Here is a 20,636-nt window from a genome sequence, read left to right as displayed (position 1 = left end):
AGATTGAGCACAATCCGGTATGATTGTGCTCAATCTCTGTAAATAAGGATGGCTGCTTTGTCATTTCACTCCGAACCAGCCTTATTTCCGCGCCAGCTCTGCTGATGTATGATCATATTCTTTTACTTCGTCTCACGGTGCAAAGTACGTTTTTTTAAACGTGGTGAATACTTTATTAATTCAATCCTATCAGGGTTGTTCCGTTTGTTTTTGGTGGTAATATAATTTCTGTCCCCGGTTTCTGTACAAGCAAGTGTGATGTTAACTCTCATTTTTAAACGCCTCCTGTAATTTTTTTAAACACTTCTGACGATTCTTTCTGCCGCCTGGCGCGCACCGGAGATATTTCGGGCAATCGGCCCAATCTCCAGTTCTGCTAACGGACCCATGACATATAAGTGCGGACACCATTCCAGTGATTGGCTGACGATCGGGTATCCGCACTTCGCACACGGCAGAGCAAACTTTTCAATGGCACTCTCCAGCCAGCTTCCGCCAGGTCTGGATGGTCTGAACCCGGTCGCCAAAACAATCGAATGCGCTTTGACTTCCTTCGTGTCCACTGAAAGGATCAGCTCTTTGTTTTCGCTCTCCTTCACGGTGGTGATTTCCCCATCTGTAATCTTCAGCTTTTTATCATTTTCAAGCTTCCGAAGCTTATGAAATAATTCAGACGGCAGTGATCCCCGGTTTCTTGCCTTCTTGATGACTTCCCTTCGCTCTGAGTAATCCTGGATTCGCTGATAGTTTTTTTGATACTTGGGTCCCAGCCAGCCCGGATCACTGTCAAAATCACACACTCTAAACGGATGTCTTTTTATTAAAGTGACTTGACCAGGATAGAGTGCTGAAAGCTTAATGGCAGTATGCGCGGCTGTAATGCCTCCTCCAACAACGGAAATTGGAGGCTGCAATGCAGAAAAATCGGCAGCTTCATCAAAAATGTGAAACAGCTGATTCTGCTCATTCATAACAGAATCTGCCCATTCGGGGAAATATAGCTGATCGTTTATGCTTAACGCCAGAACGACATTTTTGGATTTTAGACGATCTCCTTCGTCTACGCTTATAATCCAATCCTCGTTTTCCCTGTCGATGCCGGTTACAAATCCCTGATGCCAGCTCTCCCCCAGCCCGAGATCCTGGAAAAGTGATTGACTATGCTCATTAAAGATCTCAAGCGAAGGCCTTTTATACATCCCATAGAACTCACTTTTTTTCCATTGGTGATTCGCTGCAAAATTTCTTAAGCTAAACGGATCGACATCGAGATGATGGACAAATGGAGAGCGAAGAAATTTCATGCCAATCTTTTCTGTATTTTTAGTCCACTGAACTAATGGCATTTTATGCGGGTCTATAATGCGCAGCTTACCTGGTGATACCTTATTTTTCTTAACTAAGAAGGCTGCAATGGTAGTCCCTTGAATGCCGCCTCCTACTACGATCCAATCATAGACCATATGAGCCTCCCGCTTCATTAATACGAAATCATTACGATTTATCGAGCAAAATTTTTTAAGATTGACTTTCGTTTAGCGAAAAATAAAAGTATTTGACTTTATTCCTCTTCCTTTTTGTTCGGACACTGTCAGTTAATTCGACCCATGTTACATTTCTTAATTTCTCCTCAAGCTGACTGGTTATCATGTCTTCAATTTCGTGCATGGTCATCATGAGCTTGCCAAATGAAAGGTTAAAATGAGTTGCGGCCTGCCTATGAGGTGAATGCTTCACGAGAAGAGCCATAAATTCTTCAGATGTCGAAGCCTCCTGAGCCAATTCATCTTCAAGCCCAACGACAAATTCATAAATCTCCTTTTGCTTTGGAGGAAGTGATTTTACGATTTCTCTTGAAATAATTTCCATCAAATGCGAATTCATCTCTTTCACCTCACTTGACTCATGGCTACCTTACTTTTCTTTCATGTTGTATCTCTTCATAAATCGTTCTGTACGCCCGCCGCGATCAGTAAATTTCTGAACTCCGGTGTAAAACGGGTGAGTATCTGAGCTTACTTCCACCTTGATCAATGGGTAGGTGTTTCCATCTTCCCACTGTATTGTTTCACTTGCTGTTTTTGTTGATCCTGTCAAAAATTTAAAGCCACTGTTACTATCCATGAATACCACTTTATGATAATCCGGATGAATACTTTCCTTCATTCTCATTACCTCCAATTTTTTTACCAGCTTGATTTCTTAACTCCCGGAACCTGTCCTTTATGAGCAAATTTCCTGAATGCGATTCGGGACATTTTAAATTTGCGGAGATATCCCCGAGGTCTTCCAGTTACCTGGCAGCGATTTTTCAGGCGTGTCGGTGATGAGTCCCTTGGAAGCTTCCTTAACGCATCATAGTCACCCTTCTCCTTAAGTTCCCTTCGTAAATCAGCATATTTTAAGACTAGGTTCTGCCTTTTAATCTCCTTCGCCACTTTTGATTTCTTTGCCAATGCATTCACTCCTTTTATTATGTAAACCGTAATAATTACGATTTATATTTGATAACGTTATTAAATCATAAATAATTTATTTATGCAACTCCCGTCTCTGGACAAAAAAAGACTGGCACCTGAATTTATACAGCGTGTTCAAATGGAATAAAACGAATCCTTCTAATTAGTCAAAACTCCCTATATAACCTTATATTCTATGACCTTCCTCTTATATACAGTATATTTATAGATTGGTATATTCTAATTATTCCGAAAAACGAAAGGAGTTTCAAATGGAAAAGTCGCATAACAAATTTATAGTTTTCTTCACTGCTCTAGTAATGGCTTTAGGTCTGTACGCAGCTCCAGCAGGTGCTGTTTCTAATTCAGCGAGTCCCGTCGCTGAAAGAGTTTTATCTGTTGAGATTGAGGAAGCGACGATATTTGAATTACAGCATGCGATGCAGAAGGAGGGATTAACTTCTGAGGAATTGGTTCAGTTCTATCTCAATCAAATTGAGGAGTACGATGACAGCATTAACTCCATCATAACAGTTGACGAGAATGTATTAGAAGAAGCGAAACAACTTGATAAAGAGCGCAAAGCGGGCAAAGTTCGAGGTCCCTTGCATGGAATTCCGGTTATATTAAAAGACAACTATGATACATACGATATGCAAACTACTGCAGGATCCCTGTCACTTGAAGGTTCCATCCCTCTAAAGGATGCCTATCAAACAAAAAGATTAAGAGATCAAGGTGCAATCATCTTAGGGAAAGCGAACCTGCATGAATTTGCTTTCGGATTCCAAACAATTAGTTCTCTTGGCGGACAAACCTATAATCCATATGATTTAACAAGATACCCAGGTGGTTCAAGCGGTGGTACAGCAGCTGCGGTTGCTTCCAACTTTGCCGCTGTCGGATTAGGGACAGACACTGGCGGGTCCATCCGAATACCTTCGTCCTTTAATAACCTGGTTGGACTTCGCCCTACTATGGGACTTGCCAGCCGCGATGGAATCATTCCACTTGCACTCTCACAGGATGTTGGCGGACCGATGGGACGTACCGTTGAAGATGTGGCTGTCGTGCTCGATGCAATTGCTGGCTATGACCCGGCAGATCCAATTACTGAAGCCAGTATCGGAAAAGTACCAAAAACCTATACTCATTATCTTAAGAAAAATGGATTAAAAAAAGCTCGGATAGGCGTTATACGAGACCTGTTTGGGAATGATCCTGAAGTCAATAAAGTGATGGATCAAGTGATTGCAGACATGGAGGCCCTTGGAGCAGAGGTGTTCGAGGTAACAGTTCCCAGCCTTCGTCCAATTCTTTCTTACCCAAGCTTAAGCGGATACGAATTTAAATTTCAATTAAATGATTATTTGGCTGGCCTTGGGCCGGATGCACCAGTAAGAACATTATCAGATATTATAGATAGCGGGAAATTCCATCCAAGCTTGGAAAGTGGATTAAAATCCCGAAATGAAAGAGAATCATTAGAAAATGATGAGGAATACCAAGACATTGTTACCAATCGTCCTAAAATGGCAAGGGAAAGCTTAATGGCAACCTTTAATGAACATGATCTTGATGCACTGCTCTATCCAACTTCGAGTGCTCTACCGGCACAGGTGGGCAATAGCCAAGGTGCAGGGAATGCTAATCGCTTAAGTCCTTATTCAGGATTCCCTGCAATCTCGGTCCCTGCTGGCTTCAGTGACAACGGCCTTCCAGTAGGGCTCGAGCTGCTTGGAAAAGAATTTGACGAGCCAACACTGATTAAACTAGCCTACGCTTATCAAGAAGGAACTAACCATCGAAAAGCGCCCGAACTAAAATAAGAACCTTCTTAAACCATTAGCACCCGTTGAATAAGGAAAACCTTCTTACCGAATTGTCTAAGACTGTTGCAATTATAACAGACCAACTCTACTAATGATTTGGTCTGTTATTTTGTAACCACATCATAGAATCTGTTAAGAAGCTCTGGACAAGTCGATAGATTTATATTTAATATTTTACCGATTTCTAATATTCTTTGCATCAAACACTAATGTATCTTTAAGAGGTAACTAATTATTATGTCGTTTGTTAACTTCAATCTTAATGAACTCCGGCAAATAGCTGGGAGTACATCCTTTTGCTACTATTTCATCTTTGTAAAGACCCGTTTGCTCACCAAGTTTAATACAGCGTGCACGATTCTTTTCATCATAAACGCCTATCCAGCCTGCGGTGAAATTCATAGCCCATTGAACTTCCGGTTCTTCCTGCGTAATATTAGCTTCTAATGCAGATAGCAAATATGCGGTATTATCAGGCGGTGTTTGTCCAGTCCATCTCAATCGCCCTTGATAATACCAGAAAGCTCGCCTTTGAAGAGCAGAAGGACTATTTTCCCAAGACTCCATCATTGCAATTTTCTTCTTGTCTTTGGTGAGCTGATTAGCCATTAACCAATCCATTAAGTTATTTCGCTCATCAAAAGTGTGAGTCTGCATATCCTTATCAAGCTTATTTAGCTCATCTTGTGAAAGAAGTTTTTTGTCCATAATTAAGATTGCTAATAGTCGGGGCAAAAACTCTTCAGTAGACCATAGTTCCATAGCTAGTTCGTGATCTTTTTTAATGTCCTTCGCGATTTTTCGTAAGTCTCCTAGCTTAGTTTTACTATTGATCTGAGATAGAATGCTTTCTGCTTTTGAAGAGCGTTTTATTTCTGTACCTTTACTTTCATTCATTTTATACCCTCCTTAATTAAAGCACTGTTTTCATACTATGTAATTGACGGTTAAGAACTCAACTTGGTTATAAGTCTTATTGCAGTCGTGTGCCTGCAAAGTTTACCTTTTTAAATATTGTAGCTGCGTTTTCTTTATATTTTTGTTGCCGTTATTATGGCAACATTTGTACCTATCAAACGAACATAAACAACGACTCTAAACTCGAAATATATTATGAGCATTGTAGTAACTGGAAAGGTTATGAACGCTATTATCTACTTCAGCAAACAATAAAAAAAACTCGCCCTAAGTCGAGTTGTAGCATATTAGTTTCCTGGCAGGAGATATTATAAAACGCTGAAGAAGTGAAATATACTGCTGCCAATCACGAATAAATGTGAATAAATGCCAGATAGTGTGATGATACTTAAAACCTCCAAATATAAAACAGAGAACCTGCGGTATAAAGTACTCCTCCAATTATATAGAATCACTTACATTTTGATATACTCCACAAAATTTTAAAACTTCAAATACCAGTTTCTTCTTTTGTTTCCCTGATTGCACGTCCTTTAATGATTCTCCTTCTTCAACCTGTTCCCCAGGCATTTCCCATCCTCTACAAAGACCTTTAATTAATAAAATCTCTTTTTGCTCATTAAGTACGATAGTTGCTGCTGAAACAATATGTTTTGGTGGTAACATATCCTACCTCACATTAATAGAATACTTAATTAATTCACTACTTTCTTTCTTCCACCTTCTTCAACAATACTGCCCCTTTTGTTGAAGAAAAAAATTCTCTATATACTAACAGGGATTAAGTCAACTGTTTAACCAATAAGACTCTATCTTGGTCTGGACCATCATAATCGGAAGTTATTTATATTCCGTCAATTAGCTTATCACCCTCCTCAATGTTGAATCCCAGCCTGGTATGATACGCAATCGAAGTCTTATTAACAGGAGATGTTACACAGCGAACAATTTGGCGATTATTGGTTTTAACCATATCAAAAAACTTATTATATAACTGCTTTCCAATACTTTGTTTTCTTACTGCTGGGTTTATCCCAACAAAATGTATCTATGCTTCATTAGGATGGGTTTGAGAAAGAAAACCTATTAGGAACCCAAATATTTCTCCGTCCTTTTCTGCAACGAAGCTTGTATCAGTGAAATGATCGAAGAACAACTTCGGAAGCATATCGACCATATTTCTACCATCCCACCACTCGTTAAGTAATGGGGATATTCGATAGTAATCTGGACTTTTGACCGGCCTAATTTCCATCTAAAGCCTCCTTTTATCTAAATATTAAAAAGGTGAATTTTATCAGACTTTATTTAATATTCAACAATTAAGTGACTAAATAGTGCAGGAATTGAGACAAGTAATTAGAGAATTTCCCTATCCGTAAGAATTTAATGTATTCCACTAACTCGCTTTATTAAAAGTTTTCTAATCGTTTTATAAAACTCCAATAAGAACTTACGTTCTGTATTTCTTGTTCTTTATCTGTTTAAAGACTATACTTAAATTATTACATAATATTGGGGGTAGATATAATGCTGTCTAATACCTTAAATTCAGTTGAATTGCTTGAGAACACCGATAAATACGATGAGCAACTATCCAACTACCACTTACCTGAAGAGCAACTTCAATTTACCAGTTTACCATTGGATAAAATCAAAAACCCTAATGTTTCCAACACTGCTAAACATGTATTAATTCTTGAAAACAGTATGACTGTAGGTTATTTTTCTTTAGAAGATGGGGAGAAGCTGTTAAAATACAGTACTAATCCTAACGCTCGTTTGCTGACATCCTTCTCAATTGATTCAAGAAATCAAGGAAAAGGCTTAGCAAAGACTGGGCTTCAACTATTACCCGAGTTTGTTAGAAAAAATCTCCCTGGTATTGATGAAATTGTTCTTGGTGTCAATAAAAGAAACACACCTGCTTATAACCTTTATTTAAAAACAGGATTTGTAGACGAGAACGAATTTTATGAAGGCCCAAAAGGTCCTCAACATATTTTGCACTTAAGAGTCTAATCATCTAAAAAGAGCTTTATAGCTCTTTTTTAATTTATTTTCTCCACAATATCGGTATGAGGGACTAATCATCGGGCAGTGCCAGTTCTATCTACGTAACCCATCACCAGAAACCTGACCTACTTAAACTAACCTGCCCTGTTAGTTGAGTAGGGCAGCTGTTTTAAATTGGCATACTCATTGTTACTGTTCTTATGTAAAACCCTAATTTTTCATACAGTTTAATTGCTTGATTTCCTGCAAATGCACTTAAACGGACTTCAGAATATCCTTCTTTCTTTAGATGTTCAATACCTGTTTCCATCAACTTTTTTGAAATCCCATTTCCTCTAAATTCATCTAAAACAAATAATTCATAAATAAAACCGTACTTCTCATCTGTAAATTGGTCCTTACTTGTCCCTAATAAAATCGATCCCATCAGAATTTCATTTTCTGTTGCTATTAAATAAGAACTTCCTTTCTGCAAAAGAGGTTCAATAAGTTGGTTCACTTTTTCATTCGAAGGTTTTACATTACCTAATGTACCATCATATACAGCTTGTGGAGAGAGAGACAAGATCTTTTTAAATTCCCAATCCTTTGGTTACCTTATTTCTATTAATTGCTTCAAACCCTTCCAAGATTCTATATTTTATTCCCCGATTAAAAGCCTGATTTATATTTTTTCTATATAAACAAAAGGAATTCCTTCTTCAACTAAACTGCCCCGTTTGTTTAGTAAGAACATTAACAATACAGTGCTTGAATACCACCTGGCTCAAGTCCCTTGTAATAATTCGTTAAAATAATTTCTTTTAAACCTCAACAAAAAGCCCACCAGAACATATATTCGTGTATAATTCATATAAGACTACTAAGGGAGGGGTTCTTTTGAATTCAATTGACCTAATTATTTTAAACTTTAATGAAGTTCGGAGAAGAAGCATTAATGTGTGGGCATCAATACCTGAAGAAAAATTAAAATGGAAGCCTGATGATGAAGCCATGAATTGCATAGAGATGATCAGGCATGTTCTGGAAAGCGAACATTACTATAACCTAGCACTTATAAATAGAGGAAGTCTTTCTGAGTTTATTTCACCTTTTGAAAACAGACCTTTCACTACTGTAAACGCGGAATTGGAGTTTGCAAAACCATATCGCAATAAGTTCTTCGACACAATCAAGTCATTTTCTGAGGAAGATTTAACAAACATAAAGATAGACCGCTCTGATTCAGGATACATAAGAGACTTGGGGGATATGCTCCTCCGTATTGCTTACCACGAATCAATTCACACTGGTCAGCTTTTGGATTATTTAAGAACTGCAGGGGTACCACGGATTCGAATCTGGGATTAAATTATAGTACAGGTGCTTTCACTATAGTGAAGTACCTTTTTATTTTGTATTAGTTCTTGAAAGACTACAAAGTGAGATAACATTCAAGGTCTCTTCTTCAACTAACCTGCCCCTTTAGTACAATAAGAGATGCTATCTAATAAAGGATAAGCCTTATAAGCTTATCCCCGTTACTTCCTTATCTATTAATGAAGGTAATTCTAAAATGGATTTTAAATTAGGACTTTCTTTATAAGGTAGCATATCAATGCTTCCTATTTTAGTAGCAACATCATACTCTCCAATAATAGTGTCTAATAATATAAAGGCAGCATTTTCCCATTCTTCAAAATCAGAGTCATAGCCTCTGAGATATAGAACAATGTCTAAAGTATCACCATTTTTTCTGTAAGTAAAATAGACATCATCAGCCCCTAAACTTATATCATCATATTCTATAGTGGATATATCATCAACAGCACTTTTTTGGCGGAAGGCAATTATTTTAAAGCCTTCAAGTTGGGGTGCATTTTCAACAAGGTCAATGACGTCTGGAAAGGCAGACAAGATGCCATCAGCGCTTATTATAAACTCTCTCTTTCCTTCGATAAGATCTACACTAAATTCAAATGCTAAATCTTCATTTATCTTAGATAACTGTTTACTTAGTTTGTTGAACAATGAATTTAAATTTTCTTCTTTTAACCGATAATAGTCTTGTGAACTCTTTTCAAACCAAATCCAGAAGTCAGCAACTGTATTGTTTCTTCCAAAGAATTTTTTGAACATGGTGTCCATCCTTTATGAGTAATTTAGATAATTATACTCAAAGAAAAGTTAAATTCAAATAAAAATTTTGGAAACATAAGATAGAGATTCATTTCACTAAAAAAGCCAGAATTTCTCCGGGCAACCCACTTTTAATAACCATGTACTACACCCTGAACTCACAGTTTATTCATAACAAATATTCTGTATTACTAAAAGAATTCCCGTTTTTTTGGAACCCCCCTCTTTCACTAACCTGCCCCGTTTGTTTAATAAGGAATTCAGCAAAAAGGGCCTCAATCCTTTCTGGATCAACGCACCGGTTACTCTAAGTACATTCTTCACAAATTTTCCTTTGAAAATAGAAGTGGCATTTCTTATAAGGTAAATGTGGACAAACGATCTCTGCTAATTTTAGTTAAAGAAAGGTTTCAGCAAATTGTTCTTCTGAAATTACCTTTAATCCATTTCTTTTTAATAAAGCAGAAGTAACGCCCATCCCCTCAAGTTTTTTTCCAATGAATTCACCGTTGTAAATCATTGAACTGCCACAGGATGGGCTGTGTTCCTTTAGAACTACTACAGTCGCATTTATTTCTTTAGCTTTATTTAGAGTAGCGTAAGCACCTTTTATGTAAAGTTCCGTGACATCTTTTCCTGACTTTTCAATTACTTTAGCATTTCCATTGAGTACATCTTCTCCGTTTCCACCTATTATTTCAGCAGGTTCTCTGGGAGTTGAAAATCCACCGAGTAATTCTGGACATATTGTAATAGCTTTATTTTCTTCTACAAGTTTAGCTATTCCATTATTTAAACTGTGTGTGCCGTTATATCTCACCTTCAACCCCGCTAAGCAAGAACTTACCAATATCATATATATAACCCCCCGAATCTTCCTTAGTAAATTTTATCAAAAATTTCTTTGTTGAACTAACCTGCCCCGTTTGTTGAATAAGAAAAAGCTACCTGATCCGGTAGCTGATCTTGATTATAAGCACCCTACTATCCCTCCTTCTCATTATTATCTTTACTATTTAAGATTTGTAGAAAAAAAGCATATATCAGAACAAATACTATTGAAGGGACTATATTTAAGAAATCGTTTTCTGTATAGAAATCATAAAATGTAAACCAAAGAAATAAGGTTATAAAAAATACAATGTACAAATTCCTTCTTGATTTCCTTATTAATTTTAACACTTTAATCCTTATTTCTCCTAAGTGTAATTGTTCACAAACTTATTAATTAAATAGTTACAGCTATTTTTTTTCAATCGCCATACGCAAGTTCGAGATAACTCCAAGAAACAATACTAACGAACAAACCATTTTTTCAAAAGGTGTTCCAAACAATTGTTGTATAAATCCAAAAGACCAAAGTACAACAAAAAACCAACATATAACGGTTATTACTCTTTTGTATTTATATAGTTTAATTCTACCAACAATCAACGTAAAAACTACTCCAATAATAGAAATAACGATATTTATAACAGATATTGGTAGATGTTCAGCGAATGATTCAGACCTTCCACCATTAACCCATGTATATGGAATACTTTTGCATATGATAAGAAATTGGATTAAGATAGTCAAAGAGTAAAAAATAATTCCCATAAAAACAGCAGTTTTCATATTAATTTTCCTGAGTTTTTCTAAAATAAAATCACCTCATTTTTCTTCCTGTTTTAATTTTATTTAATCCAGTAATATACTATTCCTATATCTCTTACCATCTGACAGGTAACTTAAAGTAAAATTTCGAAGAGTTATCAAAAATCACCATTATTCTTAAACAGAGCAAAAAACAACGGCTAGGTATTTTTGTTGAACTAACCTCCCTCAATAAAGCGACTATATCGAGTTAATAACAGAAGCCCATGCAGAAGAAGTTGGTTCAATTATTTTAAAGTGGTCTATATCTGGGAGAATTACTATCTTTACATTTTCCCCCTTATCAACAGCACATTTGTAATAATTTTTGCTTAATTCTACTGGAACATGACGATCCAATTCACCATGTATTAATACATCAAGCTTTAGCAGCGTAGATCTTCAGTTTTAAATCGGCTAATTTAGATCCGCATACTAACTTTACACCAATTCGCGCGGGGTAACAGTTATCTTTTTCCCTGCACATTCTTTCATCTTTTGCAATTGAATTGCTTCCTTTTGAAGAGCAGGCCAGTAGTTAACAGAAGGAATAACCCGGTAATTATTAAAAGAAGACATCTTGAACACATGATTTTTTTCATTGTTTTTCATTGTTTTTCATCCTTTTATCGTATAATAATTGAATATTTATTGCGGAGTTTGTCTGGTGTTACTCTTGTTGTATAGCGTGACGGAACCAATGTTAATGATCTGAATGCAAGCCATGTAATACTTTATTCATGGCCAGTATAATATTGTTTCGTAATAGGAGTCATTACGATTTACAGGGTAAAGATATTTAACGATCATTCATAAAATAGCCTCTGGTACTTCCTCTAACTTGACCCTGTTTCACAAACTGCCTGTTCTTAAGCTATTTTTGATTTTATCCCAGTAATTCACTCCTTCTTCATAAACCGCAATAATTACGATTTAAACGCGAATAAAACTATTAAATCACAAATAGTTTAGGTATGTAATACCTTGTCAATAGCCACAAATTAATATCTTTAAAGCCCCTATTCATAAAGTTTAAAATAAAAAATCAGCCGAAATTATTACGATAAAAAAACAAACGAGAGAATACGATGAAAAAGATTTCTGCAGTTATAAGTAGCAGCTTCTTAAAGCGGAAATACCTTATTCCTGCAGAATAGTATTAAACGAATTAAAGGAGCTATTCCAAAGAAAAAGATTGGGATAGCTCCTTTATTTTTCATATAACAATAGTCAATCCTATTTACTGACTTTTGATGCAGAGGTAATAGTCACGATTGTATTAAAATTTCAATTATGAACTGTCAATACTCTCATTAACTTAATGCTCAATATCACGTCTATTAAACCCAATAAACCCGGCTAACGCCAGCACGCCGGCAGCCAAACACAATAACAGCAGCGGGACAATTGAAAATTCCTCAATCGGCGCCTGCGGAACATGGCCAAAAGGAGAAAGGCTTCCAATCCAGTCAGAGAATTGGAATAAGCCTCCTAAATACAGCACAATAAAAGAATATAAAACATAAAGCCAAATAAAACCCGTGAATTTTGGCAGGAATCCAATCAGAAAGACGGCCAGGCTGATCATGACCAGCATCGCTGGGTAATAGGACAATGCTGCCCCAAATATCATATCAAAGGATAACCCGCCTTCCACCACAGCAGTCCCGGCAGACCAAAGTCCAAGTGTTGCCAGCGAGAGCATGAGAAATCCATTAATGACAGAAATAACGAAATAGCTGCCTAACAGTTTGGTCCGAGAAACGGCTCTGCTTAAAAGATGAACAATTCGTTCCTTCTTCTCTTCACCTCGAAGTTTATTCATGGCCATCACTGGAGGAATCGTTGCCATCAGTGAAATTACAATCATCAGCATCGGAATGAATTGCTCCACTAATGTTACTCCTTCTGTTGGCTTTAGGAGCTGCTTCATGGCTTCATTATCGGCGAAAAACGATTCCAGATCCCCTAATACTGAACCGTAAGAGGCCCCCAGCACAAACATGCCTATTGCCCATGAAATGATTCCGGTCCGCTGCAATCTTAACGCAAGGCCGATTGGACTCTGCAAAAAGCGGGATGCATATTTTTTTCCGGGCATGGATGGAAAAAATCCCCGATCCAGATCCCGAATAGCGTTCAAATAATTCGCGACCGCAAAAAGAACTATGGCTGCAGCAGCCATTAAGACAATAGGCCACCAATTATTAGAGTCATAGACTTCTGCTTTGGTTACCCACGCGAGCGGCGAAAGCCAGGACAATGATTCATTGCTGATGTCTGTGATAGCTCTAAAAAGATAAGATATAAGAAGTACGGCTATTGAATAACCAATTGTTCCCCGTGAACTATCTGAAGCTTGAGCAAAAACGGCTGTTACACCTGCGAAAAAAATACCCGCCGCCCCTAATGCAGCACCATAAAGCAATGAGCCTTCGAGATCCATGCTTTCAATTCCAAGAGCATAAAGGCCGAATCCATTAATCAAAGCCAATCCGATGCAGGCTGCCGATACTGTAAGCAGGGTTGCATTTAAATAGGATAGACGCCCTACTGGCAGTGAACGGAGCAATTCCAGGCGACCATCCTCTTCATCAGCCCTGGTATGCCGCGCAACCAGCAGGATGCTCATTAAACCGGTCACAGCAGCTGTCATTAAAAGCATCTGATGGGCTGTCATGACACCAACAGTATAATTGCTTAAATCCGTGGGACCAGTCATGGCAGTCATCGCCGGGTTGGCCATCGTTTGTGCCATAGCGTCCCTTTCCTGCTGGGAACTGTATAATCCAGTAAAGGCTGTTGGAACGATTATCGTAAAAAAGGTGAGCGCCAGTATCCATATTGGAATCCGCAAACGGTCCAGCCGAAAAATAAATTTTGAAAGGAAAGCGGTTTTTGCCAAATGATTGCCTGCCATCAGCGGACACCTCCTGTATCCTTTTCTCCTTCATAATGGCGCATAAATAAATCCTCCAAAGTTGGCGGTGCACTTTCCATCCTGATGATGCCAAATGGCGAAATATGCTTGATCACAGCATCCATTTCCGTCGTATCAACCTGAAACGTCATCCCATGTATACTTTTTTGAATGTCATGGATGCCCTGCAGTTCATTTAAACCTGTAATCGGCAGCTTCGTGTCCACGAGCATTTGAGTCCGGGTTAAATGGCGAAGTTCACTTAAAGTTCCCGACTCAATAATCTTCCCTTGACGGATAATGCTTACCCGGTCACACAGCTTTTCTACCTCCGATAAGATATGACTGGACAGGAGAACACTCTTTCCTTGTCTTTTAACATCCAAAACACATTCCTGAAAAACCTTTTCCATCAAGGGATCGAGTCCTGATGTCGGCTCATCCAGAATGAACAGGTCAGCATCAGAGGAAAACGCCGCAACCAGAGCAACCTTTTGCCTGTTCCCTTTAGAGTAGGTTCGGCACTTCTTGGACGGATCCAAATCAAACTTCTCTATTAACTCCTCACGTTTTGCTTTATTGGCAGTTCCGTTCAATTTTATAAATAAATCAATGACCTCTCCCCCTGTTAAGTTTGGCCATAGGTTCACGTCACCAGGCACATAGGCAACCCTTTTATGAATATCGACAGCATCCTGCCAGGCATCCTTGTTAAAAAGCTTTACTTCTCCATCTGTCGCCTTTAAAATTCCCAATAACACCCGAATGGTGGTGGACTTTCCTGCCCCATTTGGGCCAATGAACCCCAGTACCTCACCTGCGTTTAACTCAAGATTTACCCCATCCAATGCCTTAAACTTGCCGAATTTTTTTGTTAGATTGGTTACTTTTAAAAGGCTCATGCTCATTCCTCCCCGTTTTTATAAAAACAGCTCTTTAAAATTTCTTTATAGCTGTCCCATTCGTTAAACACCTCGTTACCGATATCCTCAAATGACTTAATTTTGGTAATTTGCAGCTCCGCAAAACCAGTCATGGTCCAATTAAGGATATTCATTGCCTTTTCTGGTTCTATATTCTCCCGAAGCTTTGACCAGTCGATGTTTTCGTAAATTCTTCTGAAGCCATCTTTTTGAATGTTTGCCAGCAGTTGATTTATATCCGATTTCACATCCTGAGCATCTTCTTCAAGCAGTGACTTCAAGAAATCAAATACAAGGGGGTATTTCTTTTGGATGTTTAACTTAATGAACCCCACCTGACTGATCCTTTCAAAAATGTCCCTCTCATTCATGTCTATTTCTACATAGATTTGTTCAATGATATTTACTGCATTCTGAATCAAAAAGAAATACAAGTCCTTTTTATTGCTGAAATAGTTAAACAATGAGCCTTTGCTTATTTGTGCATCCTTTACTATTTCATTAGTAGATGCCTTCTCAAATCCGCTCTTTACAAATTCCTTCATGGCCGCATTGATAATCCGTTCCTGTTTTTCGGGTTTCAAACTGTAAAAAGTAGTATTAATTATATTGCACTCCTTCCCCAAAAATGACCACATTGGTCACTTTTAAGATATCAATATTGACCAATGTGGTCAATATTTTTCCGCAAAGAAAATTAACAAATATTATCAATTTTTTATTCTTAGTTTTATTTAAAATTTCACGGGGATACATGCTAATAAAAGGAGGTGAACATAATGACATTAATTTTTTACAAAGCAATGGAGGCTTTCAAAAAGGATGCAGAAAATCAGAAAAAGGAAAAACAGCAAAAGGAAATTCTGAACGGTCAAAAGAAATAGTTACATGAATCTGCTGCTTCTCTTTCATCCTTTTGGATGATTTTTTTTTGTACAAGCTTATGTTCCACTTGTTTGTTCAACGATTTCCAGTAATCTCGTATTTTCTGCCGCAGATAGATTTTCCGATAACCTTGCAGCAGCAATAATGGGAGTCCACTGGAAGATTTCGTCTCTTGATAAACCGGAAATTCTACAATAACTATGAACATACATTTCTGCCAGTTTCACGGAAACTTCCGATAACAATAGAAACGTACGGTTGACATCCGCACGAACATCGCCAGAACTCGAATCGGCCCAATCAATAACGCACACCTTCCCATCTCTCAATATCAAATTAAATGGGTGAAAATCTCCGTGACACAGTTTTGGTTCAAAATTCATTGAGCCCAATTTTTTCAATAGAAAACTTTTCTGAGTTTTATTCAGTGTTTCCACTGATTGAATCTGATTGTGCAGCTTAGCAGTCATCGAACCAATTATTGATGCATCAGCAGGCAAAGCATGGATTTTTTGCTGCATATCTACACAAATGTTTAAATAAATCTCTGCTGATTCCATTGTATCAAGTATCAAATCACCTGCTGGTTTCCCTTTTATATACTCCATAATAATTGCCTGTCTGCCGGCTATTTCTGTTACTTTGAAAATTTTAGGAACAGGAAGCCCGCACGAGGAGGCATATTCTTGTTTTTTTGCTTCGTGCAGATGTTCTGATGGCGGTAAAGGCTTTTTAAATAATTTAACGATTTTGTCATCATATTGATAGATTTCAGCTGTATTTCCAACAGCTATCGGATTGCCCAGATTCACCTTTCTTCTCTCCTGATAAAAAATAATTTAATTGCTATGTTTAAGGTAATTCGATCTGACTAAATGAGAATCCTTCTTTCCCGCCTTTCGTTGAATTCTGATAAACTTGACTATCCGAAAAAGGTACTGATATCCTTATTCCGTTGCAAAGATATTCTATTTTTATACTTCCGGAGGTTTATTTTGAAAAACATCCCCATTAAAAAGGTCTATTCTTATATCATATTGGCAATATGCATAGCTGCCTCCGTACTATTTGTCCAGAACAATGATTCTTTCTATGAACGCACAATAGCTGAAGTAAAGGAAGTCCAGCTTGTTCACTCTGAAGAAGTAACAGATATTTATGATAATGAAGACCGCGTATATGAACAGCGGATCATAGCAGAAATTACGAATGGAAAAGCAAAAGGACAGTACATTCTCTTAACAAATCAGTATTCGAAAGCCAAAGCATATGACTATGAAATTCAAAGCGGCCAAAAATTATTTGTGTCCATAAAGGAGAATGAAGCGGATGCTGCAGAATTAAGCGGAGATATCCTTGATCTGAAGCGGGATCATTACATACTTTTGACAGGATGGATCTTTATCCTGATACTGCTCTTTGTCGGTAAAAAGCAAGGTCTCTTTTCCATCATCAGCCTCGCAGTTAATGCCGTGCTGCTTTCCTATGCATTAGATGTTTATCTGAAGAATCCGGAAATAAGCCTGCTGCTGATATGCAGTGCAGCAGTCATCTTATTTGCCGTTACCTCCCTTCTGCTCGTAAACGGCTTTAACGAAAAAACATATGCTGCCATTATCGCAACGCTTGCGGCAACATTTTTGTCTTTATTGATCACTTATCTGGTCATTTGGGTAACTGGCGGAAAAGGGCTGAGATACGAAGAGCTCCAGTTTACAACCCGGCCCTATCAAATGGTGTTCTTAGCCGGATTATTTATCGGCTCGTTAGGAGCGGTTATGGATGTAGCCATTACTATGTCATCTTCACTGTTTAGCTTATATGAGAAGAATAACAGCATTCCCGTGCAGGCTCTAAAGCGTTCTGGAATGGAAGTGGGCAAAGACATTATGGGCACCATGACGAATATCTTGTTTTTCGCTTATATCAGCGGCTCCATTCCGATGCTTATTTTGTATATAAAAAATGACTCACCGCTCGGATTCAGCCTATCCATGAACCTTTCACTGGAAATAGCCCGGGCACTTGCCGGAGGAATCGGAATCGTGATCACCATTCCGATTGGCCTGTATACTGCCATATATTTCATTAATAGAAAGAGGGCACAAAAATGAATGCAATACTAGTGCTGGCAGCCATATTATTTATTCTGATGACCCTTATAGGCGGAAAAAAAGGGGCCAGATCATTTTTTGCGATCTTCCTCAACTTCGGAGTGATTATTTTCGTCCTTTTCTTTATGAACGATCCAAACATCAATCCAATTATCGTTACATTAATTGCCTGTGCCTTCATTGGCTGTATCAATCTATTTTTTATAAATGAAGTGAACATTAAGACGATAACCGCATTTCTGGCTTCGATCATTACTACGGTCGTTCTCATTGTGTTCATTGTCATCATTGCAGAAAAAGCCATGATTCAGGGATTTGGAGAAGAGGAAATAGAAGAGTTGAGTATATTTTCGCTTTATATTGGGGTTGATTTCGTTAAAGTGGCTGCGTCTGTCATTATCATGAGTACCATAGGCGCCATAACGGACGCTGCCATGGCCATCTCTTCCCCAATGAGGGAAATTCATTATCATCACCCGGACATTAGCAGAAAGGAATTATTCCAAGCCGGCATCAGCATCGGCAAGGATATTCTCGGAACAAGCACCAACACATTATTTTTCGCCTTCTTTGGCGGGTATTTAGCACTGCTGATATGGTTTAAAGACCTATCCTATTCACCAGGTGAAATTATCAATTCAAAGATTTTCAGCGGCGAGATGATTACTATCTTCTGTGCAGGAATTGGAGTAACAATGGTGATTCCCATTACTTCCTGGATTACCGCACTCTATTTGGTGAAAAGAGGAAATTCGGCTGAATAGCTTAAGAAACTTAAATGTACATGGTCAATTATTTTATATATTGAAAATGACACCCCGTAAGGATGTCCCAATTGAATTAATAATGGACGGGAAAATAATAGAGAAGAATACTTCTGAGAAATTTAGTGAGCAATAGATTTAAAACTTGATGCAGAAAAAGAAATCTGCAGATTTCAATATCCCCTTTGCGGGGAGTTATTTTTTGATATGACAAAATAAACATCTGACCGGCAGCCCGCCATTAACCTGCTTTAGGAATCTCATCGGCTGAGCTTCCAATTTGCGAATAGGGAAATAGAACCCGTCGCGTTATCCCACCTGCAATGCCAATAAAAAAAGGACTGCTTCTGCAATCCCTGTAAAACTGAATTTATATTAATCATATGAACAACCCAATTTTTATGCGATCTATATGATTAAAAGGTTTGTAATTTTAAAGTTTAATCTTCAATAAGCTTTGTAATGCTTTTTGAAGACTTGTGGCCACTTCAATGTGAGAAATATTGATCCCCAGATGAATCATTGTTTGAGCAATTTCAGGTCTGATTCCTGTTAATGTAGCTTTAACACCTAAAAGCATCAATGATTCTACAACTCTAATTATTCGGTTTGCAACCATCGTATCCACAACAGGAACGCCTGATAAGTCGATAATGATATGCTCCAAAGAATACTCATTGCTTTTTGTAAGAGCCTTCTCCATTAATTCCTGGGCTCTTTGAGTATCAATATCTCCTATCAAAGGCAGGATTCCGATTTTATCAGTGATTTTAATAACTGGAATCGATAATTCCAATGCTGCCGCTTCTGCTAAATTAATTCGTGTGTAGAATTTCTTTGAATATGAAATACTTAGCCAATGAACAGCCCGATCCACCACAGAATCAAAGTCTGAAATGATTTCATAGAATTGTGCTATTGTCAGTTCCCGCTGGGATGCATCGTCCCTGATAATACGGCCAATGAGGTTTCTATAATCCCTGACTTCCTTTAGTGCTATATCAATTGGGAGACTATAATTCACTAATGTGTCTACAGCTTCCTCTCCCCATTCATTAAGAATTTTATAAGTTGTTTCTTTATCACTTGCAATTGAATGTGCATAAATCTCAATTATATTTTCCCGCCATTGCTGTAATCTGGTACCCATTGATTCTGAAATCTCGTTGGATTCTAAATCTTTTTTTTGCTTGATTAATTGATGCTTTCTGCTGAGTATGTTCTCAGAAATTTTCTTCTTATAATCAACCTCTGTGTGATTGATCAGGATAATCCTCTCCCTCATGTTGAGACCTATCTCCTAATATAACATAGAAGAATGCGGCAAAAAAAGGAACTTCTGACCTTAAGTAACAATGGTGATTCCTGTTACTTCCTGGTTTATCGCACTGTATTTGGTGAAAAGAGGAACTTCCGCTGAATAGCATACTGATAATTAATCGGTTCCCACACAATTCAACAAGGAAAAATTACCTATTTTTACAGTTTATGGTAATTTTATGATAAATATCGTCCATAATAGGTACCAGTAAAATGAGGTGAACCTATGCACTGCATCCTTGTATTATTGGTCAGCATTCTTTCTTACATAAAAGGCGACTGGAAAAACTGGGAAAGATATTATCCCACCATGCTGTATATTTCCGTGGCATCTTTTATTTATGAATTTATTTCTCATAGCCATTTTCACTTATGGGAACTTGAAAAAGGGCTTTTGAATCTGATGGGCGTACACTTATTGCATAACATTATTATTAATCCTTTAATTGGCTTTGTGTTTTTATCTAATTATCCCAGCTGTCTTAAAAATAAAATTTTTTATTATGCGCGATGGATGGTTTTGTTTTGGGCGGCTGAATGGCTGGCATCCCGCTTTCATTTCATAACCTATCATAATGGGTGGAATATCTGGTGGTCTTTTCAATTTGTGGCCATCATGTTTCCGATGATCCGTTTACACTATATCCATAAACTGCGGGCATTAATTCTTTCCGTTCCGATTGCTGCCGTTTATTTGTTCTTGTTTGATTATCTATAGAGACCATGCTGATT

Annotated in this window: 22 protein-coding genes and 2 pseudogenes; 6 read left to right on the top strand and 18 right to left on the bottom strand. The window is 37.7% G+C overall.

Annotation, left to right across the window (positions count from 1 at the left end):
- Positions 1-122: 122 nt before the first annotated feature.
- From rpmG to rpsN, 5 genes are read right to left on the bottom strand one after another with little or no spacing between them, the layout of a single operon-like run.
- Positions 123-272: a 50S ribosomal protein L33 gene (gene rpmG / locus AC3WTL_RS03470; RefSeq protein WP_222501332.1), complete on the bottom strand. Its 150-nt coding sequence runs from the start codon at positions 270-272 to the stop codon at positions 123-125.
- A gap of 24 nt (positions 273-296) precedes the next feature.
- Positions 297-1,463, bottom strand: coding sequence for an FAD/NAD(P)-binding protein (locus tag AC3WTL_RS03465; protein ID WP_248347647.1), 1,167 nt, complete (start codon positions 1,461-1,463; stop codon positions 297-299).
- Between the two features lie 55 nt (positions 1,464-1,518).
- A complete protein-coding gene (locus AC3WTL_RS03460; protein WP_248347648.1) occupies positions 1,519-1,884 on the bottom strand; it encodes a hypothetical protein in 366 nt (121 codons plus the stop codon).
- Between the two features lie 30 nt (positions 1,885-1,914).
- Positions 1,915-2,166, bottom strand: a complete 252-nt coding sequence (locus AC3WTL_RS03455) for a type B 50S ribosomal protein L31 (RefSeq protein ID WP_197249709.1) — start codon at positions 2,164-2,166, stop codon at positions 1,915-1,917.
- Positions 2,167-2,186: 20 nt separating this feature from the next.
- Positions 2,187-2,456: a 30S ribosomal protein S14 gene (gene rpsN, locus AC3WTL_RS03450; protein WP_222501341.1), complete on the bottom strand. Its 270-nt coding sequence runs from the start codon at positions 2,454-2,456 to the stop codon at positions 2,187-2,189.
- Positions 2,457-2,731: 275 nt separating this feature from the next.
- On the opposite strand from rpsN, the gene AC3WTL_RS03445 reads away from it, so the two are divergent.
- Positions 2,732-4,288: an amidase family protein gene (locus AC3WTL_RS03445; RefSeq protein ID WP_248347650.1), complete on the top strand. Its 1,557-nt coding sequence runs from the start codon at positions 2,732-2,734 to the stop codon at positions 4,286-4,288.
- 231 nt (positions 4,289-4,519) lie between these two features.
- Here AC3WTL_RS03445 and AC3WTL_RS03440 read toward each other — a convergent pair whose 3' ends face one another.
- From AC3WTL_RS03440 to AC3WTL_RS03430, 3 genes and pseudogenes are all read right to left on the bottom strand, one after another.
- Positions 4,520-5,188, bottom strand: a complete 669-nt coding sequence (locus AC3WTL_RS03440) for a DNA alkylation repair protein (protein ID WP_248347652.1) — start codon at positions 5,186-5,188, stop codon at positions 4,520-4,522.
- A gap of 465 nt (positions 5,189-5,653) precedes the next feature.
- Positions 5,654-5,875, bottom strand: a pseudogene (locus AC3WTL_RS03435) (NUDIX domain-containing protein); the annotation flags it as partial.
- Between the two features lie 178 nt (positions 5,876-6,053).
- Positions 6,054-6,464, bottom strand: a pseudogene (locus tag AC3WTL_RS03430) (GNAT family N-acetyltransferase).
- 275 nt (positions 6,465-6,739) lie between these two features.
- Here AC3WTL_RS03430 and AC3WTL_RS03425 point away from each other — a divergent pair.
- Entirely contained in the window at positions 6,740-7,231 is a 492-nt protein-coding gene (locus AC3WTL_RS03425; RefSeq protein ID WP_222502001.1) for a GNAT family N-acetyltransferase, read from the top strand.
- 163 nt (positions 7,232-7,394) lie between these two features.
- On the opposite strand, the gene AC3WTL_RS03420 is transcribed toward AC3WTL_RS03425, so the two are convergent.
- Positions 7,395-7,793, bottom strand: a complete 399-nt coding sequence (locus AC3WTL_RS03420) for a GNAT family N-acetyltransferase (RefSeq protein ID WP_248348182.1) — start codon at positions 7,791-7,793, stop codon at positions 7,395-7,397.
- Between the two features lie 311 nt (positions 7,794-8,104).
- Between AC3WTL_RS03420 and AC3WTL_RS03415 the strand changes: the two genes are divergently transcribed.
- On the top strand, positions 8,105-8,575 hold the full coding sequence (locus AC3WTL_RS03415; protein ID WP_248347654.1) for a DinB family protein: 471 nt from the start codon (positions 8,105-8,107) through the stop codon (positions 8,573-8,575).
- 153 nt (positions 8,576-8,728) lie between these two features.
- Here AC3WTL_RS03415 and AC3WTL_RS03410 read toward each other — a convergent pair whose 3' ends face one another.
- The 8 genes from AC3WTL_RS03410 to AC3WTL_RS03375 form a co-directional block, all read right to left on the bottom strand.
- On the bottom strand, positions 8,729-9,343 hold the full coding sequence (locus AC3WTL_RS03410; protein ID WP_248347656.1) for a hypothetical protein: 615 nt from the start codon (positions 9,341-9,343) through the stop codon (positions 8,729-8,731).
- A gap of 397 nt (positions 9,344-9,740) precedes the next feature.
- Entirely contained in the window at positions 9,741-10,199 is a 459-nt protein-coding gene (locus AC3WTL_RS03405) for a 2-thiouracil desulfurase family protein (protein WP_248347658.1), read from the bottom strand.
- A 386-nt stretch (positions 10,200-10,585) separates the two neighbouring features.
- Positions 10,586-10,960 (bottom strand): hypothetical protein, encoded by a 375-nt coding sequence (locus tag AC3WTL_RS03400; RefSeq protein WP_222500837.1) that lies wholly within the window; start codon positions 10,958-10,960, stop codon positions 10,586-10,588.
- A gap of 459 nt (positions 10,961-11,419) precedes the next feature.
- Complete coding sequence (locus tag AC3WTL_RS03395) at positions 11,420-11,590, bottom strand: hypothetical protein (RefSeq protein WP_222500839.1); 171 nt, start codon at positions 11,588-11,590, stop codon at positions 11,420-11,422.
- Positions 11,591-12,296: 706 nt separating this feature from the next.
- Positions 12,297-13,898, bottom strand: coding sequence for an ABC transporter permease (locus tag AC3WTL_RS03390; RefSeq protein WP_492369008.1), 1,602 nt, complete (start codon positions 13,896-13,898; stop codon positions 12,297-12,299).
- Positions 13,898-14,800 (bottom strand): ABC transporter ATP-binding protein, encoded by a 903-nt coding sequence (locus AC3WTL_RS03385; protein WP_248347660.1) that lies wholly within the window; start codon positions 14,798-14,800, stop codon positions 13,898-13,900. The genes AC3WTL_RS03390 and AC3WTL_RS03385 overlap by 1 nt, the downstream gene beginning before the upstream one ends.
- 2 nt (positions 14,801-14,802) lie before the next feature.
- Entirely contained in the window at positions 14,803-15,447 is a 645-nt protein-coding gene (locus tag AC3WTL_RS03380; protein ID WP_248347661.1) for a TetR/AcrR family transcriptional regulator, read from the bottom strand.
- A gap of 315 nt (positions 15,448-15,762) precedes the next feature.
- Entirely contained in the window at positions 15,763-16,518 is a 756-nt protein-coding gene (locus AC3WTL_RS03375; RefSeq protein ID WP_248347664.1) for an aminoglycoside phosphotransferase family protein, read from the bottom strand.
- A gap of 183 nt (positions 16,519-16,701) precedes the next feature.
- On the opposite strand from AC3WTL_RS03375, the gene AC3WTL_RS03370 reads away from it, so the two are divergent.
- Entirely contained in the window at positions 16,702-17,820 is a 1,119-nt protein-coding gene (locus AC3WTL_RS03370; RefSeq protein ID WP_492369007.1) for a YibE/F family protein, read from the top strand.
- A complete protein-coding gene (locus tag AC3WTL_RS03365) occupies positions 17,817-18,584 on the top strand; it encodes a YibE/F family protein (RefSeq protein WP_492369006.1) in 768 nt (255 codons plus the stop codon). Before AC3WTL_RS03370 ends, AC3WTL_RS03365 begins: the two co-directional genes overlap by 4 nt.
- Before the next feature lie 433 nt (positions 18,585-19,017).
- Here AC3WTL_RS03365 and AC3WTL_RS03360 read toward each other — a convergent pair whose 3' ends face one another.
- A complete protein-coding gene (locus AC3WTL_RS03360) occupies positions 19,018-19,869 on the bottom strand; it encodes an STAS domain-containing protein (protein WP_492369005.1) in 852 nt (283 codons plus the stop codon).
- Between the two features lie 261 nt (positions 19,870-20,130).
- On the opposite strand from AC3WTL_RS03360, the gene AC3WTL_RS03355 reads away from it, so the two are divergent.
- On the top strand, positions 20,131-20,622 hold the full coding sequence (locus AC3WTL_RS03355; protein ID WP_492369004.1) for a CBO0543 family protein: 492 nt from the start codon (positions 20,131-20,133) through the stop codon (positions 20,620-20,622).
- Positions 20,623-20,636 lie beyond the last annotated feature (14 nt).

The sequence above is a fragment of the Cytobacillus sp. EB106-05-05-XG126 genome, from assembly GCF_058791715.1.
The sequence above is the reverse complement of the archived record's forward strand: the minus strand, read 5'-3'. Positions and strand labels throughout refer to the sequence as shown.

Excerpts from the sequence above, each read along its gene's own strand:
- AC3WTL_RS03365 (WP_492369006.1), top strand. The coding sequence starts at position 17,817 with ATGAATGCAATACTAGTGCTGGCAGCCATATTATTTATTCTGATGACC.
- AC3WTL_RS03445 (WP_248347650.1), top strand. The coding sequence starts at position 2,732 with ATGGAAAAGTCGCATAACAAATTTATAGTTTTCTTCACTGCTCTAGTA.
- AC3WTL_RS03440 (WP_248347652.1), bottom strand. The coding sequence starts at position 5,188 with ATGAATGAAAGTAAAGGTACAGAAATAAAACGCTCTTCAAAAGCAGAA.
- AC3WTL_RS03385 (WP_248347660.1), bottom strand. The coding sequence starts at position 14,800 with ATGAGCCTTTTAAAAGTAACCAATCTAACAAAAAAATTCGGCAAGTTT.
- AC3WTL_RS03410 (WP_248347656.1), bottom strand. The coding sequence starts at position 9,343 with ATGTTCAAAAAATTCTTTGGAAGAAACAATACAGTTGCTGACTTCTGG.
- AC3WTL_RS03465 (WP_248347647.1), bottom strand. The coding sequence starts at position 1,463 with ATGGTCTATGATTGGATCGTAGTAGGAGGCGGCATTCAAGGGACTACC.
- AC3WTL_RS03460 (WP_248347648.1), bottom strand. The coding sequence starts at position 1,884 with ATGAATTCGCATTTGATGGAAATTATTTCAAGAGAAATCGTAAAATCA.
- AC3WTL_RS03360 (WP_492369005.1), bottom strand. The coding sequence starts at position 19,869 with ATGAGGGAGAGGATTATCCTGATCAATCACACAGAGGTTGATTATAAG.
- AC3WTL_RS03400 (WP_222500837.1), bottom strand. The coding sequence starts at position 10,960 with ATGAAAACTGCTGTTTTTATGGGAATTATTTTTTACTCTTTGACTATC.
- AC3WTL_RS03455 (WP_197249709.1), bottom strand. The coding sequence starts at position 2,166 with ATGAAGGAAAGTATTCATCCGGATTATCATAAAGTGGTATTCATGGAT.
- AC3WTL_RS03355 (WP_492369004.1), top strand. The coding sequence starts at position 20,131 with ATGCACTGCATCCTTGTATTATTGGTCAGCATTCTTTCTTACATAAAA.
- rpmG (WP_222501332.1), bottom strand. The coding sequence starts at position 272 with ATGAGAGTTAACATCACACTTGCTTGTACAGAAACCGGGGACAGAAAT.
- AC3WTL_RS03390 (WP_492369008.1), bottom strand. The coding sequence starts at position 13,898 with ATGGCAGGCAATCATTTGGCAAAAACCGCTTTCCTTTCAAAATTTATT.
- AC3WTL_RS03395 (WP_222500839.1), bottom strand. The coding sequence starts at position 11,590 with ATGAAAAACAATGAAAAAAATCATGTGTTCAAGATGTCTTCTTTTAAT.
- AC3WTL_RS03405 (WP_248347658.1), bottom strand. The coding sequence starts at position 10,199 with ATGATATTGGTAAGTTCTTGCTTAGCGGGGTTGAAGGTGAGATATAAC.
- AC3WTL_RS03425 (WP_222502001.1), top strand. The coding sequence starts at position 6,740 with ATGCTGTCTAATACCTTAAATTCAGTTGAATTGCTTGAGAACACCGAT.